Here is a 15480-nt window from a genome sequence, read left to right as displayed (position 1 = left end):
TACCCTGAATAGGAGGGTTTTCATGGAAGATAACATTCAAGAACATATTAATAAGCTTCTGACATACATGACGGATGAAGCGTATAAGCCGTTAACGGTACAAGAACTAGAAGAGGCTTTGAAAATCGAAGACTCGGCAGATTTCAAGAATTTCGTTAAGGCTTTAGTAAAGATGGAAGAAAAGGGATTGGTGGTCAGAACGAGGAGCAATCGTTACGGGCTGCCGCAAAAAATGAATTTGTTCCGCGGTAAATTAACAGGACATGCTAAGGGATTCGCCTTTGTCACACCTGAAGATAACCCAGGAATGGATGATATTTTCATTCCGCCGAATGAAACGGGCACAGCGATGCATGGAGATGTCGTCATGGTACGAGTATCTTCGGAAACATCGGGCTCAAGGCAAGAAGGCACGGTCATCAGAATTCTTGAACGCGGTATTACACAAGTGGTCGGTACATACTCCGAAAGTAAAAGTTTTGGTTTCGTCATCCCTGATGATAAAAAGATCGCAAACGATATTTTCATTCCGCAGCATGCTTCACATGGAGCGGTAGAGGGCCATAAGGTTGTCGTCAAGCTTACTTCTTATCCTGAAGGACGCATAAGTGCCGAAGGTGAAGTCATTGAGATTCTTGGGCATAAAAATGATCCTGGAGTAGATATTCTTTCCGTGATCCATAAATATGGTTTGCCGATGGAGTTCCCGGATGACGTCATGGAGCAAGCCAATGCCGTTTCGGATACCATTCAAGAAAGTGAAATTGGCAGCCGCAGGGATTTGCGAAATGATGTTTTGGTCACGATTGATGGAGCGGATGCAAAGGACCTGGATGATGCCGTCACTGTTTCAAAACTTGAAAATGGCAATTACAAGCTGGGTGTTCATATTGCTGATGTCAGCCATTATGTGAAGGAAGGATCACCAATCGATAAGGAAGCCTTGGAAAGAGGGACGAGCGTGTATTTGGTGGACAGGGTCATCCCGATGATCCCGCATCGTTTATCGAATGGCATTTGTTCCTTGAATCCACAAGTCGATCGTTTTACACTCTCTTGTGAAATGGAAATCACGCCAGATGGCAAAGTCGTCAACCATGAGATTTTTGAAAGTGTCATTAAGACGACGGAACGTATGACATATGGAAATGTGAACAAAATCCTTGTCGATAAAGATGAAGAACAGCTCGAACGCTATGAAGCGTTGGTGCCGATGTTCCAGGACATGGAGAAGTTAGCTGCCATCCTTCGCAAGAACCGGATGAACCGCGGAGCGATTGACTTTGATTTCAATGAAGCGAAAGTCATCGTTGATGAAGAAGGCCATCCGACCGATGTGGTTTTACGTGAAAGGTCGGTTGCCGAAAAGCTGATTGAAGAGTTCATGCTTGCGGCTAATGAAACCGTTGCTGAGCATTTCCACCGTCTTGACGTACCGTTCATTTACCGTATTCATGAAGATCCCAAGCCGGAAAAACTGCAGCGTTTCTTTGAATTCATTACGAACTTCGGATATATTGTCCGGGGATCGGCCAATGACGTTCATCCTAAGGCGTTACAGGAAATCATTGAGGCGGTTGCCGGTAAACCGGAAGAAACGGTCATATCCACCGTTATGCTTCGTTCCATGCAACAGGCGAAATATGATCCGGAGAGCTTAGGTCACTTTGGTTTATCTGCTGAGTTTTATACACATTTCACATCGCCGATTCGTCGTTATCCGGATTTGATCGTGCACAGATTGATCAGGACCTACTTGGTGGAAGGTAAACTGGATGAAGCTACGAAGGAGAAATGGAATGCCAATTTACCTGAGATTGCCGATCATACATCGAAACGTGAACGTCGCTCAGTCGATGCTGAACGGGAAACGGATGATCTGAAGAAAGCGGAATATATGCTGGATAAAATCGGCGAAGAGTATACCGGGATCATTGGTTCGGTCACGAATTTCGGGATGTTCGTCGAGCTGCCGAACACCATTGAAGGACTTGTCCATGTCAGCTTCATGACGGATGATTATTACCGCTTCGATGAGCGTCAGCTTGCAATGATCGGGGAACGTACGGGTAATGTGTTCCGGATTGGCGATGAGATCGACGTACGTGTTTCCAACGTAAATAAAGAGGAACGCGCCATCGATTTTGAAATTATCGGCATGAAGGTAAGCCGTCCGCGTCCATCTGGCGAGAAGAAAATATTCAAAGCCAATTCAGGTGAACGCAAACGCGGCCGTGGCGGCAATGGAGGACGTAATGAAGGAAAAGGCGGCGGCCGTAATGGAAATGCTCCTTCTTCCGAGAAAAAACCGAAAAAGAAGAAAAAATTCTTTGAAAATGCGCCAGCTGCCAAGCGCAAGAGAAAACCAAAAAAGAGATAAAGATTGAGGCGGGGGGATGATGATCATTTCATCCTCTTGCCGCGATTGGATGTAAAAAGGGGAGAGTTAGATGCCAAAAGGCTCAGGTAAACAACTAGCACAAAATAAAAAGGCTTATCATGATTTCTTTATTGAAGAAACGTTTGAAGCCGGAATCGTTTTGAAGGGGACTGAAATCAAGGCCATCCGTGCGGCCCGAGTGAATTTGAAGGATGCCTTCGCTAAAATAGAAAATGGAGAAATCTATCTTTATAATATGCATGTAAGCCCCTATGAGCAGGGAAACCAGTTTAACCATGACCCGTTGCGGACACGGAAGCTTCTTTTGCATAAGAAAGAAATCAGTAAACTGATCGGTGTAACAAAGGAAACAGGTTACACGATTGTACCGTTGAAAATGTATTTGAAAAATGGCTTTGCCAAGGTTTTGATCGGTCTGGGTAAAGGGAAGAAGCAATATGACAAGCGTGAAGACCTGAAGAAGAAGGAAGCGAAACGTGATATCGAACGTGCTTTCCGTGATCGGCAGAAAATGTAGAACTGCCAAGACCTTACAATTGATTTTTTGAACCAATCTGTTATAATTAATCCTGTACCGATGACAATTGAATATCAGCCAACTTGCTGACTATTCTTCTCTCGTACGCTCCATTTCTATCATGGGGACGTTACGGATTCGACAGGGATAGTTCGAGCTTAAGTTGCGAGTCGAGGGGATCGGCCTCGTTAAAACGTCAACGCCTATAACTGGCAAACAAAACAACAACCTAGCTTTCGCTGCTTAATAACAGTCGATAGCTGTTCCTCCCTCCATGGCCCACGTGGTAGGGTAAGGGACTCACTCTAAGTGGGATACGCCGGAATCCACCGTCTGAGGATGAAGGAAGAGACCAATCAGACTAGCTGCTCTGCCGCCTGTCGATAGGCTAATGAGTTCGCGAAATGCGAATATATCGACTACACTCGTAGAAGCTTAAGTGCCGTTATGTCTGGACGTGGGTTCGACTCCCACCGTCTCCACCAATACATATATTGGTGGTTTTTTATTTGTGTTTTTTTTCGTCGTTTTTGTCGAAAAATCGATAAATCGTATAATTCGAAGATATATCTCCATTTCCGAAGATATATTCCCAATTTCGCAGATAAATTGTACAATTTCCATCATTTGCTGTAAAATCCTTTGAGAGAAACCAAGATTGGAGCGATGAAATTGATTGTAAAAAAGCGAAAAGTTCCTCTTGCCATCCGTAAATTACGTGCATTAGCGTGCAGGCTTCCTCCGAATCACCCTAAAATCCCCTTAATCATGAACGATCTCAAAAAAAGGGAAGCGGGCTATAAAGGGGAATGTTCCATTGATTTTCCATTAAGCTTTCTTGAACCGAAAAGCTTTTTCATCTTCCACGATTTAAGGCTGCAGGATCAATCACGTTTTTTTCAGCTGGATACTTTATTAATCTCCAAGAAATATGCGCTTATCATTGAAGTGAAGAACATTGCAGGGGCGATCTATTTTGATCCGCATTTCAATCAGCTCATTCGAACGATAGAAGGAAAAGAAACGGCATTTCCTGATCCCATCATACAAGTCAGCCGCCAGGGATCACAATTGACCAATTGGTTCTTGAAAAACGGTTTTCCCTCACTGCCCATCCTTTCATTGATTGTCATCAGTAATCCCCAAACAATCATCCGTACAGCTCCTGGAAACCATAAACTCCACTATAAAGTTATCCATCGCGATGCACTTCCTTATAAAATTAGTCAAATGGAAGACTTCATAACAGACACCTGTTTTAGTGAAAAAGACTTGAAAAAGGCAGTTCGTGTAATGAATAAATTCCACACCGATGCGGACTTTTCCATTCTGGAACGATACAACCTTACCGAAAAGGACCTAATAAAAGGTGTGATATGTGAGAATTGCAAGGGGAATCAGTTATGTAGAAGGCATGGCACATGGATTTGCCCTCAATGCCAACTATCCAGTAAAAAAGCACATATCCCGGCTTTACGAGATTATTTTTATCTATTAGGCTCGACCATAACGAATCGGCAGTTGAGGGACTTTTTAAACATTTCGTCTTCATCGAGTGCAACGAGGATCTTGCAATCATTGAAATTGACAAGCAAAGGTGCGAATAAAGGGAGGGTGTACAGCCTGAATTTTGATGAGTGATTTCTGAGTGATCTTGCCTTAATCATAAAAAAAGGAATAGTTTCTATACCATTCCTTAATAGTAAAAATCATTTCTCTATATTTACATCAACATTTTGGAAATCCTCCAAAATAATATCTATTACTGGAAAAACTCCATCAGCTTGATAAGCTAATAAGATTTTTTTTACTGAGGCAATATGTAATTCTTCAATCTCCATATTTTTTATATCTGCCATTTTTTTTCTCATTTCTTCCTTTGTGGGGTAATTTTTTGTGCCGTAAACCCACATGAAAAATCTATCTAACTCATTAACCTCTTGCTCTTTAAAGCCATGTGATAATAACTCATAATACCTAGATTTTAAATTCGGGGCCATACTATAATGTAGTTTAAAAAATGCATGCTTCAATAAAAACAATTCGTGTTCTAATTCCTTAATTTTTTCCTCTTGATTCATTAAATCATCCACTCCAATGCTAATATTATCCAAAGCTCACTTTCAGCAGTTTTGCAGCTATAAGCCATATGATAGAACAAAGACTCAAAAGAAGCTTCTCTTGAGTCTTTGTTCCGTTTCTATTCTTTTAATTCCTTGCCCATTCCCTTTAGGAAGTGAACGCCAAAGCCGATCGCCCGGTTTATGTCTGGATCATTCAATGTTTTCATTAAATCCAGAACGCCGATCTTCTTGTCGGCCTGAAGGAATTTGTTTCCTTCATCGATTCCTGCAAGTGCACTGTTCAGCAGTTTCGTGGATTGTGCGGCATCGGCGTTCATCAAGGCTCCTGTTGCCCCCATAAGGGTATTGATCAGGTTTGTTACAGGTTGCCTTGTGATTTGTTGGAGTGCGATTTTGGCAATTTGTTCTTTTCCTTGAAGCATGGAGGTCGCGGCTTCGAATACTCCCGAGTCATTCAGTTCATTGACGATTTTAAACATATTGTTCAAGGCATCTTCATTATCGGTGATCAGCGTTTTCAGTTCCTCCAGTTTTTGAAGCTTTATTTCTTCCTCAGTAATGGGATTATGGATTTCCGTAATAGGAGCTGCCATGATCTTCACCCTCCTTGTTTATTTATCCGTTAAGTGAACATACCCTGGACGTGCCCACTTACGTTCAACCTCGACACCATTTTGAGGATGGCGTTTTTTGTTCCGTGGATTGGTACCCGGTAATGGATTGTCCCCGCTTGCGCTTAATACTTCCATGCGGACCATCGTCTGTTTGTAAGCAGGCGTGCTTGTGCGTTGATCATAGATAGGACCGGTCAGAAAGTTAATGGCAGAGTCTTTATCAACGGAGTTCATCGGTAAAAATAGCTCATTATTTTTAACGCGGTCTGTGATCAGGGCTTTTAACTTAACGGCCCCGAATGGAGACACTAAGCGAACGAGTCCGCCATCACTGACTTTACGTTCTTTGGCAAGTTCAGGTGAAACCTCAACGAAAATATCAGGTACTTTCGATTGGATTCCATTGGATTTGTTCGTCATATTGCCTTCATGGAAATGCTCCAGCATGCGTCCATTATTGATATGAAGGTCATATTCTTTCGGGAATTTATGCGGCTCCACCCAGTCAGCCAGTGCAAAGCGTGCTTTCTTATCAGGGAAGTTGAAGCCATCCACATAAAGAAGCGGCGTGCTTGATCCATCATGGCTTCCCCATAGGAAGCTGTTCCATCCTTTCAGCACCTCGTAATTGGCTTGGCTGAATATCGGCGACAGGCTTGACATTTCATCATAGATTTCACTAGGGTGAGTGTAGTTCCAATTTGCACCTAAGCGGTTTGCGATCTCCTGAGTGATTTCCCAGTCCGCCTTAGAATCTCCCATAGTGGGAAGGGCTTTATATAAACGCTGTACACGGCGCTCTGTATTGGTGAACGTACCGTCTTTTTCAAGAGATGGAGCTCCGGGCAATACCACGTCGGCATATTGGGCTGTTCTTGAAAGGAAAATATCCTGGACAACAAAGAAATCCAATCCTGATAACACCTTGTCAACATGGTTTGCATCCGCGTCAACAAGTGCCATATCTTCACCTACAAGATACATCGCTTTCATGTCGCCTTTTTCTATCGCTTTAAGCATTTCAATATTGTTCAAGCCTGGTTTGCCATCGATTTTCACTCCATAAGCTTTTTCGAATTTAGCACGTGCCACGTCATCGGTAACATGCTGATATCCCGGGAGCCATGTTGGAAGGGTACCCATATCGCAAGCGCCCTGTACATTGTTATGGCCGCGAAGCGGATAAGCTCCCGCTCCTGGGCGACGGTAGTTGCCTGTAGCTAATAGCAGGTTGGAAATTGCAGCCGAAGTATCGGAGGCACCGGTGTTTTGTGTGACGCCCATTCCCCAGAGAATGCATGTTCCGTCTGCATCGCGAATCGTCTCAGCTATTTGGATCAATGTTTCTTTAGAAATACCTGTGTGTGTTTCTGCATATTCCAGGGTGTATTTTTCAAGTACTTCTTTATAATCGTCGAAGAAGTTAACATTTTCATTGATGAATTCTTTATCATGCCAGCCTTGATCGATCATATATTTTGTAACCGCCATCAACCAAACTTGATCCGTTCCTTGTTTTGGACTGATATGGATGTCGGAACGCTCAGCCATTTCGTTTTTGCGGATGTCGGCCACGATCAGTTTTTGTCCGTGAAGCTTGTGAGCCCGTTTAACGCGTGTCGCCAGTACGGGGTGTCCTTCTGCCGGGTTTGCCCCAACGATGATGACAAGACCTGCTGCGGCGATATCTTTGATTGTACCAGCGTCTCCGCCCATGCCGACTGTACGGAACAGTCCGTCTGTTGCCGGGGATTGACAGTAACGTGAGCAATTGTCGACGTTATTCGTTTCGAACATTTGCCGTGCCAGTTTTTGAATTACATAGTTTTCTTCATTTGTGATCTTGGAAGAGGAAATGAAGCCTACTGAATTTCCGCCGTATTGCTGTTTGATCGAACCGAGTCTGGATGCAACCAAATCAAGTGCTTCATCCCAGCTTGATTCAACGAATCTTCCATTTTTCCGAATCAGGGGCTTTGTCAAACGTTTTTCCGAGTTTACGAAGTCCCAACCGAATTTCCCTTTGACACATGTGGATATCGCATTGACGGGTGCTTCATGAGTAGGTTGGACTTTAAGGATTTTACGGCCTTTTGTCCAGACTTCGAATGTGCATCCTACCCCACAGAACGTACAGACCGTTTTTGTTTTCTTCGTCCGTGTCTCTCGCATTGCCGCTTCAATTTCCGAAATGGCAAAAATCCCGCTGTATCCAGGCTCCACTTCTTTGACAAGGTCTATCATTGGTTCAAGCATATCGTTTTTCAAACCTGACATGAAACCAGCCTCACCCAGCATCGATTTTTCCATTAATGCATTACATGGACAAATCGTTACACACTGTCCGCAGCCTACACAAGATGAGTTATTGATTTCCGTTCCTTCATCCCAGATTACCCGAGGGCGTTCTGCTTCCCAGTCGATGGACAGCGTCTCGTTGACCTGAAGGTTTTGGCAGACTTCAACACATTGCCCGCATGCGATGCATTGATTGGCATCGTAGCGGTAAAATGGATGGGACATATCGACGGCACCCAATTCCACTTTCGGTGTGTAAGGATATTTTTGGTGTTCAATTTCCATTAATTCTGCTGTGTTATGCAGTTTGCAATTTCCGTTATTATTATCACATACAGTACAGTATAAAGAATGGTTTTCCAGGATCCGGTCCATGGCCTCGGTCTGGGCTTCTTTTGCCTTGCTTGAGTCCAAGGCTATATCCATGCCGCTCACTGCTTTTGTCGAACATGACCGGACGAGTTTCCCATTAACCTCGACGATGCATGTGTCGCATGTTTGGATCGGATCCACTTCAGGAACATAACAAATCTGTGGATGAGCCATCTCATTTTGGTTGATGATCTCCAGTATTGTCGCTCCTTCATTAGCGGTATAATCCTTCCCGTTGATTGTGATGGTGATGTTTGAATCGCTCATTATATTTCCCCCTTTTATAGCCAAAAAGACGCAAAAAAACCACCATGATTACACCTCCGTCTCTGAACGGAAATGTAGGTCATGGTGGAATAGTTTAATAGCAAAGCTTGCCAATATACCAATCCATACCATTATGGATAATTTTAAAAAAGATAGGACACAACAGTACACTATTATGCTCCCAACTTTCATCATTGATATTATACCTTTAATTATGAAAAGAAACAATCCTGGAAAGAGGGTATCATTCCCAAATTCCTTTCGTTTTTCTTCGCGTTGATTTATGATAAGAAAATTGAGAACTTAATTTTCTTGAATTGGAGTGACGCAACGGTGTCAAAAGTTATCCATGAATTCAATGATATGATTCGTAAGCTGCGCAAGGAACTATTCGGTAAAGGACCAGAACGAATACACACGGTTTTCGTGGAAAATATGGCCGTTTCTACGTTGTATGGAAATTTGACTCCTACGGAAATGTTCATATCAAGATCGGAGGAAGGAAGGGATATGGTCCATTCTGCACGAACCAAAATGGTTCAGGATGTGTATTCGGAGAGTCCTCCTGATGGAATGGAAGAACTGGTTGGAGCTAAATTGCTCCATTTGTTTTCAGACATCAAAATCAAAGAGAACATAGCGATTTCCGTATTCGTATTTGATAAGAATATAGCGGACAAACTCAACGGGCATTGACCATGTTCCTACATATTGGTCAATTGGCTCCTGGATATTAAAAGGAGTGGGAACATGAAAGCGATTGAAATCAAGAGGGACATCATCCGGATAACCAAAGGTAACATCGAGCGGACAGAGGATGCGATCGTAACGGAGTATCCCGTTACTGTCAAAATAAATGGTCAGGAATTCGTCACGATGGTTTGTACACCCGAATACATCGAGGATATGGTGATTGGGTATTTGGCTTCGGAAGGCATCATCAAAAAATATGATGAGATAAAAGAAATCTGGGTCCAGGAGAAAGAAGGCTTTGTTCATGTGAAGACAGATAAAGTGAATCCCTACTTCCAGGACTTTCAAAATAAGCGGTATATTACATCATGCTGCGGAATGAGCAGACAAGGTTTCGTCTTTGTGAATGATGCATTGACTGCCAAGAAAATGGATCATGTTTCGGTGAAACTGACTCCTGATGACTGCTTCCGCTTGATGAAGGATTTACAAAATTCTGCTGTCACCTTCCAGAACACGGGCGGAGTCCACAATGCCGCTTTATGTGATGTCAATGGCCTCGTATTAAGCAGGATGGACATCGGACGGCATAATGCCTTGGACAAAATATACGGCCATTGCCTGAAAAATGGTATTTCGATAGAAGGGAAAGCTATCGTGTTCAGCGGCCGTATTTCATCGGAAATTCTCTTGAAAGTGGCGAAAATCGGCTGTGAACTGATACTCTCGAAATCCGCTCCAACCGAATTGGCCTTGGAGTTGGCTGAAGGATTGGGAATCACCACGGTCGGATTCATTCGTAATGATTCACTGAATATCTACACATGCCCTGAAAGAATTCAATTGAATGAATGAGCATCATTCGCTAGAACGATGCGTATCGGAAAGTCCTTGCCAACATGGCTTGGGCTTTTTGTGTACTTGTAAAAGGATATATCCAACAGGCCTTTTGTGGTACAGTTTGGATAAAACATTCAAGGAAATGCGTATCGGGGGAAGGGTTATGAACGAAAGGGATTGGCATATTTTAAAGGTGTTGCATGAACACAAGAATATTACTAAAACGGCGCAAAGTTTATATATCTCGCAACCTTCTTTAACGAAACGGATTCAACAAATAGAGAAGGAATTCAATCTAAAGATTGTGGAGCGGGGAACAAGGGGAGTGCAGTTCACACCTCAAGGGGAATATTTGGCCAACTGTGCAGATGAGATGCTGATCAGGCTCCGGCAGATAAAAGAGACGGCATTCAACATGGGTCAGGAAATCAGTGGGACATTACGGCTGGGTGTTTCCAACTATATTACGCTGCATAAATTGCCAGGCCTGCTGAAATTATTTCGTGAGCGATATCCTAAAGTGGATTTCCATGTGACAACTGGCTGGAGTAAAGAAGTGCTGAACCTCATTTACAAGGAGGAAGTGCATGTCGGGATCGTTCGGGGGGACTATCAATGGTCAGGGTCAAGGCATCACCTTTTTGAGGAAACGATTTGTATTGCTTCCAAGGAAGAAATCGAAGTCCGGAACCTGCCTTTTTTGCCGAGGATCGATTATGGGACAGATGCTCTTTTGAAAACAATGATCGATAATTGGTGGAGAGACAATTTTTCCGGACCTCCTTTGGTGGGGATGGAAGTGGACAAAGGTGATACATGCAAAGAAATGGTCAGGAATGGCCTGGGATATGGCATCCTCCCCAGTGTTTTATTGGAGAAGGACCAAAATCTCCGTCAAATGGACCTTAAGGATAAGCAAGGTAATCCCCTTATCAGGAATACGTGGATGTTATATCATGAAAAGTCGCTGGAATTAAAGCTGGTCAAAGAGTTTGTCGAATTTGTCAAAGGCGTCGATTTCATGAGGGACATTTAAACTGGGAGCGCAGAAACCTCTGTGCTTTTTTATCATTCCTTTTTCGAATGGATAACGATAATTTATTGGTATTTTAATTATGGTTATCCCGGCATTATGATAGATGGGAGATGTAAATCATCAGGAATTTGCCTAAGGAATGGAGAGGAAGTCAAGTGAGTGTCCTGTTTCTGATCGTATTGAATGTCATTGTACCGGTTTTTTTCCTTATAGGGGCGGGGGCCATTCTGCATCGTAAATTCAAGTTGGATATGAATACGCTGTCTAAATTGAATCATTTCCTGCTCATGCCGGCCATTAGCTTTATTAATATCTATCAAAGTAAAATGGGCGGGGGGATGATCGTCCAGATATTCAGCTTCCTTGCTCTTCAAGCAGTAAGCCTCATCATCGTGAGTACAGTGATTGCTAAACTTGCCAGGTTTGATCAAAGTCTTTCGGCCACGTTTAAAAATAGTGTAGTCCTGAATAACTCAGCCAATTTCGGGTTACCCGTCAGCCAGATGGTTTTTCACGGAAATCCTCTTGGGCTGTCGATACAAGTCATCGTGATCATTTTTCAAAACCTGTTGACCTATACCTATGGATTGATGAATTCCGTTTCCGTCCATACAAAAAGTGCAAAGGGTGCCATTCGCGAGTTCTTGAAGAACCCCGTCATTTATGCTTTATTGCTTGGTTTAATATTACATTCAGTTTCTTTCGAAATCCCTCTGTTCTTATGGACCCCTATTGATAATATCGCGAGTGCCTTCATAGCCATTGCCCTGATTACATTGGGTGCACAGAGTGCCTATTTGAAAATGACGCATTTCCCGCTTCCGCTTATCCTTAGCTTGGTTGGAAGGTTGATCCTTTCACCATCCATCGCCTTCCTGATCATCCTCATGCTGGGCTTGGAAGGAACTGTCGCCCAAGGGTTGTTTATCGCAAGCTCATTTCCCACATCGAGAAACAGCGCATTATTCGCTTTGGAATATGACAACCATCCGGAGTTTGCGGCACAGGCAGTCTTGATGTCGACTTTATTCAGCAGCATAACAGTAACGATGGTCGTATATCTATCAAAAATATTATTCTAGCAGGGCTGCTCAAAAGGAGCAGTCCTTTCCCCCTTTTCCTGCGATAAAACTTTATGAACAATATGGAAGTTATGGAAGTTATGCATTTTAGTTGGGCAATCAAAGAAAACGAAGATATTTTTGTAGAATTAAGAAAACGCTTTCAAAAGGGGGATTATTATGTTTTCTCGTAAAAAGATTTCAGCGGTCATATTAGCGGGTTCGTTAGCTTTAAGTTTAGGTGCATGCAGCAGTTCGGGTACATCAGGAGAAAAGAAAGAAAGTACAGGTTATCCGAAAAAAGCGATAACGGTCGTTGCTCCATCGGGCGCAGGCGGGGGGTGGGATCTAACCGCCCGTTCATTTACAAAGGTCTTGGGTGAGACAAAACTGGTGAACCAGCCATTAACCGTCGAAAACAAACCCGGTGGCGGGGGCGCTGTCTTCATGGCGGATTATGCAACACAGCAAGCGGATAACAATGACATGCTGTTCGTAAATTCACCGCCTGTCATCATCAATAACCTTAAAAAAGAAGGCAACAGTCCTTATGGATATAAAAATACGACTCCTTTGGCGCAGCTGACTAAGGATTATGGGGCGATAGTGGTAAAGGCGGATTCTGAATTCAAGGATTTGAAATCAGTGCTGGAAGCGGTGAAAAAAGATCCGCGTAAGTTGACCTTTGCAGGAGGATCGGCTCCGGGATCCATGGATCATTTGATTTCCATTCTTCCAGCCTATGAATATGGCTTGAATCCAACCGAACTTAAATACGTTTCGTACGACGGTGGCGGGGAAGCGATTACGGCATTGCTTGGCGGAAATGCGGATGTGATCGGAACGGATGCATCCAGTGTCAGGGAATTTTTAAAAGCAGGAAAGATTAGAGTGTTGGCCGTAACCTCGACTGAACGTTTAGGTGGGGATCTTAAAGACATACCTACTGCAAAGGAACAAGGTGTTGATGCTGAATTCACGATTTGGAGAGGCGTTTTTGGACCTCAGAATATGTCTGGTGAAGCGAAAACCTTTTGGGATGGAACCATTGAGAAGCTAGTTGAAACTTCTGAATGGAAAAAGGAAGTGGAAGTGCAGGGATGGGAACAAGAATATAAAAATAGTGAAGAATTCAGCAAGTTTTTAGAAGAACAGGAGAAACAGGTGCAGCAATTATTGGAAGCTTTAGGTATGGAAAAATAATCGGGAAGAAGGGGGTGCTTTCACCTTCTTCTTATTTTCTGAAATGGAGGGATTGTGATGGATGTTAAATTTGATCGCTTTGCTTCTGTAGCCTTTCTGGCTGTCGGAGTGCTGTTTATGATAGGAAGCAGGAAACTGGCCAGTTCTTCTTATGGAAGTTCGGTAGGACCGGACATTTTCCCATTTGTATTGGGGCTCGTTCTTTCTCTTTTGAGTATTCGCCTGTTCTATGAGGCATTTCGGGGCAAGGGGCAGGAATCACATAAAGAGAAGCTGCAATATAAACCCTTTATCATCATTCTGCTCTCCACCTTGATTTATATTTTGACATTGGAAACGATAGGATATGTCATTACGACCTTTCTGTTTTTGTTTGTTTGCTTCCAAACGATGGAACGAAATAAGTGGGTGACATCGCTCATCATTTCCGCAGGATTTTCCGGAATCATCTATTATTTATTCGTGAATGTGTTAAAGGGAACACTGCCGGGGTGGCCAATCTGGTTTTCATAAAAGGAAGGGGGATGTGAAGTGGGCACTTTTGATTATTTAATGCATGGTTTTGAAACGGCACTAACCTGGTATAATATACTTTTTGCATTTGTCGGAGTATTGATCGGTACGGCTGTCGGCGTTTTGCCGGGGATCGGGCCGATGAGCGGTGTGGCTCTTTTAATTCCGGTAACCGCTTCGATTACAGGGGGACTTCCCCCAGAGCAAGCGGCAACAAGCGCCATCATTTTACTCGCAGGTGTTTATTATGGAGCGATGTATGGAGGATCGACAACTTCAATCCTATTGAATACACCTGGTGAATCTTCTTCTGTCGTCACCACACTGGATGGCTACCAAATGGCCAAGAAGGGAAGAGCAGGGAGTGCTTTATCGATTTCGGCAATCGGTTCCTTCGTCGGAGGGATCGTCACCCTTGTCGCCATGATTGCCTTGGCTCAGCCATTATCGACGATTGCCATTAAATTCGGTCCGGCTGAGTATTTTTCGCTCATGCTTCTAGGGTTGGCGGCAGTCAGCGGCCTCGCGGGAAAATCCGTAACAAAGGCACTGATCATGACGGTTTGCGGTTTGTTGATCGGGACGATAGGCATCGATAATGTATCCGGGATCGCCCGTTTTACATTCGACATTCCTTGGCTGTATCAAGGGGTCGAATTCCTGACGATCGCAGTGGGTCTATTCGCCCTTGGGGAAGTATTCAAGACAATCTTGGAAAAAGACGAGGATGATGGGGAAATTGCAAAGATCAATAATTTGATTCCTTCCAAAGAAGAATTCAAGGAATCTGCGGGGCCGATTGCGAGGGGATCGCTCTTAGGTTTCTTTGTAGGAATTCTGCCAGGTGCAGGGGCCACTCTTGCTTCCTTCTTCTCATACCTTATGGAAAAACGGATTTCAAAAAAACCTGGGAGATTCGGTACAGGGGCGATCGCTGGTGTGGCTGGTCCTGAAACGGCCAATAACGCGGCTTCTGGCGGAGCGATGATACCATTATTGACGCTGGGAATTCCAGGTTCCGGTACAACGGCGATTTTAATGGGTGCGCTCATGATGTACAATGTTCAGCCAGGTCCATTATTATTCGAGGACCATCCCCAGGTGGCTTGGGGGCTTATCGCCAGCATGTTCATCGGGAATCTGATGCTCCTCATCCTTAATCTCCCACTCGTTAAGGTTTTTGCGAAAATCATTGAAACGCCAAAGAAATATTTGATTCCGATCATTATCGCGATTTCCATTTTTGGTGTTTATGCGGTACAAGTATCGACTTATGATTTATTGCTATTACTAGGATGCGGGATCTTGGGATATTTCTTAAGTAAAAATGATTATCCAATCGCCCCGTTGGTATTAGGCCTGGTTTTAGGACCGATGATAGAAAATAATATGCGCAGGGCACTGACAATATCCGATGGGGATTACAGTTTGTTTTTCACTCGGCCGCTTTCGCTGACATTCCTGATCGTAACGGCATTATGGCTGCTCATTCCGGTTTTACTTAAGAAGAGAGGGAAGGATGTTGTCATCAATATTGAAGGTTAATCGATATTTTCTGAATGTTGCGAAATAACCCCTTTT

General features: G+C 43.6%; 13 protein-coding genes and 1 other RNA gene. 11 read left to right on the top strand and 3 right to left on the bottom strand.

Going from position 1 to position 15480, the window contains the following annotated elements:
• Nucleotides 1-22 precede the first annotated feature (22 nt).
• The 4 genes from rnr to ABC374_RS23765 all read left to right on the top strand — a co-directional run bounded on the left by rnr (nt 23) and on the right by ABC374_RS23765 (nt 4559).
• Entirely contained in the window at nt 23-2380 is a 2358-nt protein-coding gene (gene rnr, locus ABC374_RS23780) for a ribonuclease R (RefSeq protein WP_350300527.1), read from the top strand.
• 70 nt (nt 2381-2450) lie between these two features.
• Nucleotides 2451-2918 (top strand): SsrA-binding protein SmpB, encoded by a 468-nt coding sequence (gene smpB, locus ABC374_RS23775; protein ID WP_350300526.1) that lies wholly within the window; start codon nt 2451-2453, stop codon nt 2916-2918.
• Between the two features lie 123 nt (nt 2919-3041).
• Nucleotides 3042-3403, top strand: a transfer-messenger RNA (tmRNA) gene (gene ssrA / locus ABC374_RS23770).
• A 181-nt stretch (nt 3404-3584) separates the two neighbouring features.
• Entirely contained in the window at nt 3585-4559 is a 975-nt protein-coding gene (locus ABC374_RS23765) for a nuclease-related domain-containing protein (RefSeq protein WP_413019942.1), read from the top strand.
• A 68-nt stretch (nt 4560-4627) separates the two neighbouring features.
• On the opposite strand, the gene ABC374_RS23760 is transcribed toward ABC374_RS23765, so the two are convergent.
• From ABC374_RS23760 to fdhF, 3 genes are all read right to left on the bottom strand, one after another.
• Entirely contained in the window at nt 4628-4999 is a 372-nt protein-coding gene (locus ABC374_RS23760) for a hypothetical protein (protein WP_413019941.1), read from the bottom strand.
• 119 nt (nt 5000-5118) lie between these two features.
• Nucleotides 5119-5595: a helical membrane plugin domain-containing protein gene (locus ABC374_RS23755; RefSeq protein ID WP_063595796.1), complete on the bottom strand. Its 477-nt coding sequence runs from the start codon at nt 5593-5595 to the stop codon at nt 5119-5121.
• A gap of 18 nt (nt 5596-5613) precedes the next feature.
• Nucleotides 5614-8553 carry a formate dehydrogenase subunit alpha gene (fdhF, locus tag ABC374_RS23750; RefSeq protein WP_413019940.1) on the bottom strand — a complete coding sequence of 980 codons (2940 nt, stop codon included), beginning with the start codon at nt 8551-8553 and terminating at the stop codon, nt 5614-5616.
• A gap of 333 nt (nt 8554-8886) precedes the next feature.
• Between fdhF and ABC374_RS23745 the strand changes: the two genes are divergently transcribed.
• The 7 genes from ABC374_RS23745 (at nt 8887) to ABC374_RS23715 (ending at nt 15444) form a co-directional block, all read left to right on the top strand.
• Nucleotides 8887-9249: a Na-translocating system protein MpsC family protein gene (locus ABC374_RS23745; RefSeq protein WP_095390832.1), complete on the top strand. Its 363-nt coding sequence runs from the start codon at nt 8887-8889 to the stop codon at nt 9247-9249.
• A 54-nt stretch (nt 9250-9303) separates the two neighbouring features.
• Nucleotides 9304-10101, top strand: a complete 798-nt coding sequence (fdhD, locus tag ABC374_RS23740; protein WP_413019939.1) for a formate dehydrogenase accessory sulfurtransferase FdhD — start codon at nt 9304-9306, stop codon at nt 10099-10101.
• 148 nt (nt 10102-10249) lie between these two features.
• The gene (locus tag ABC374_RS23735; RefSeq protein ID WP_413019937.1) at nt 10250-11122 is read left to right on the top strand and encodes a LysR family transcriptional regulator; all 873 of its coding nucleotides are present in this window, start codon (nt 10250-10252) and stop codon (nt 11120-11122) included.
• 155 nt (nt 11123-11277) lie between these two features.
• The gene (locus ABC374_RS23730) at nt 11278-12204 is read left to right on the top strand and encodes an AEC family transporter (protein ID WP_413019935.1); all 927 of its coding nucleotides are present in this window, start codon (nt 11278-11280) and stop codon (nt 12202-12204) included.
• A 159-nt stretch (nt 12205-12363) separates the two neighbouring features.
• Nucleotides 12364-13386, top strand: coding sequence for a Bug family tripartite tricarboxylate transporter substrate binding protein (locus tag ABC374_RS23725; RefSeq protein WP_350300520.1), 1023 nt, complete (start codon nt 12364-12366; stop codon nt 13384-13386).
• 57 nt (nt 13387-13443) lie between these two features.
• Entirely contained in the window at nt 13444-13899 is a 456-nt protein-coding gene (locus ABC374_RS23720) for a tripartite tricarboxylate transporter TctB family protein (protein WP_413019933.1), read from the top strand.
• 18 nt (nt 13900-13917) lie between these two features.
• Nucleotides 13918-15444: a tripartite tricarboxylate transporter permease gene (locus ABC374_RS23715; RefSeq protein WP_101223696.1), complete on the top strand. Its 1527-nt coding sequence runs from the start codon at nt 13918-13920 to the stop codon at nt 15442-15444.
• Nucleotides 15445-15480: the final 36 nt, after the last annotated feature.

The sequence above is a fragment of the Peribacillus phoenicis genome, assembly GCF_047238085.1.
Lineage (GTDB): Bacteria > Bacillota > Bacilli > Bacillales > DSM-1321 > Peribacillus.
Note: the sequence above shows the minus strand (reverse complement) of the source record. Positions and strands in the feature narration are given on the sequence as shown.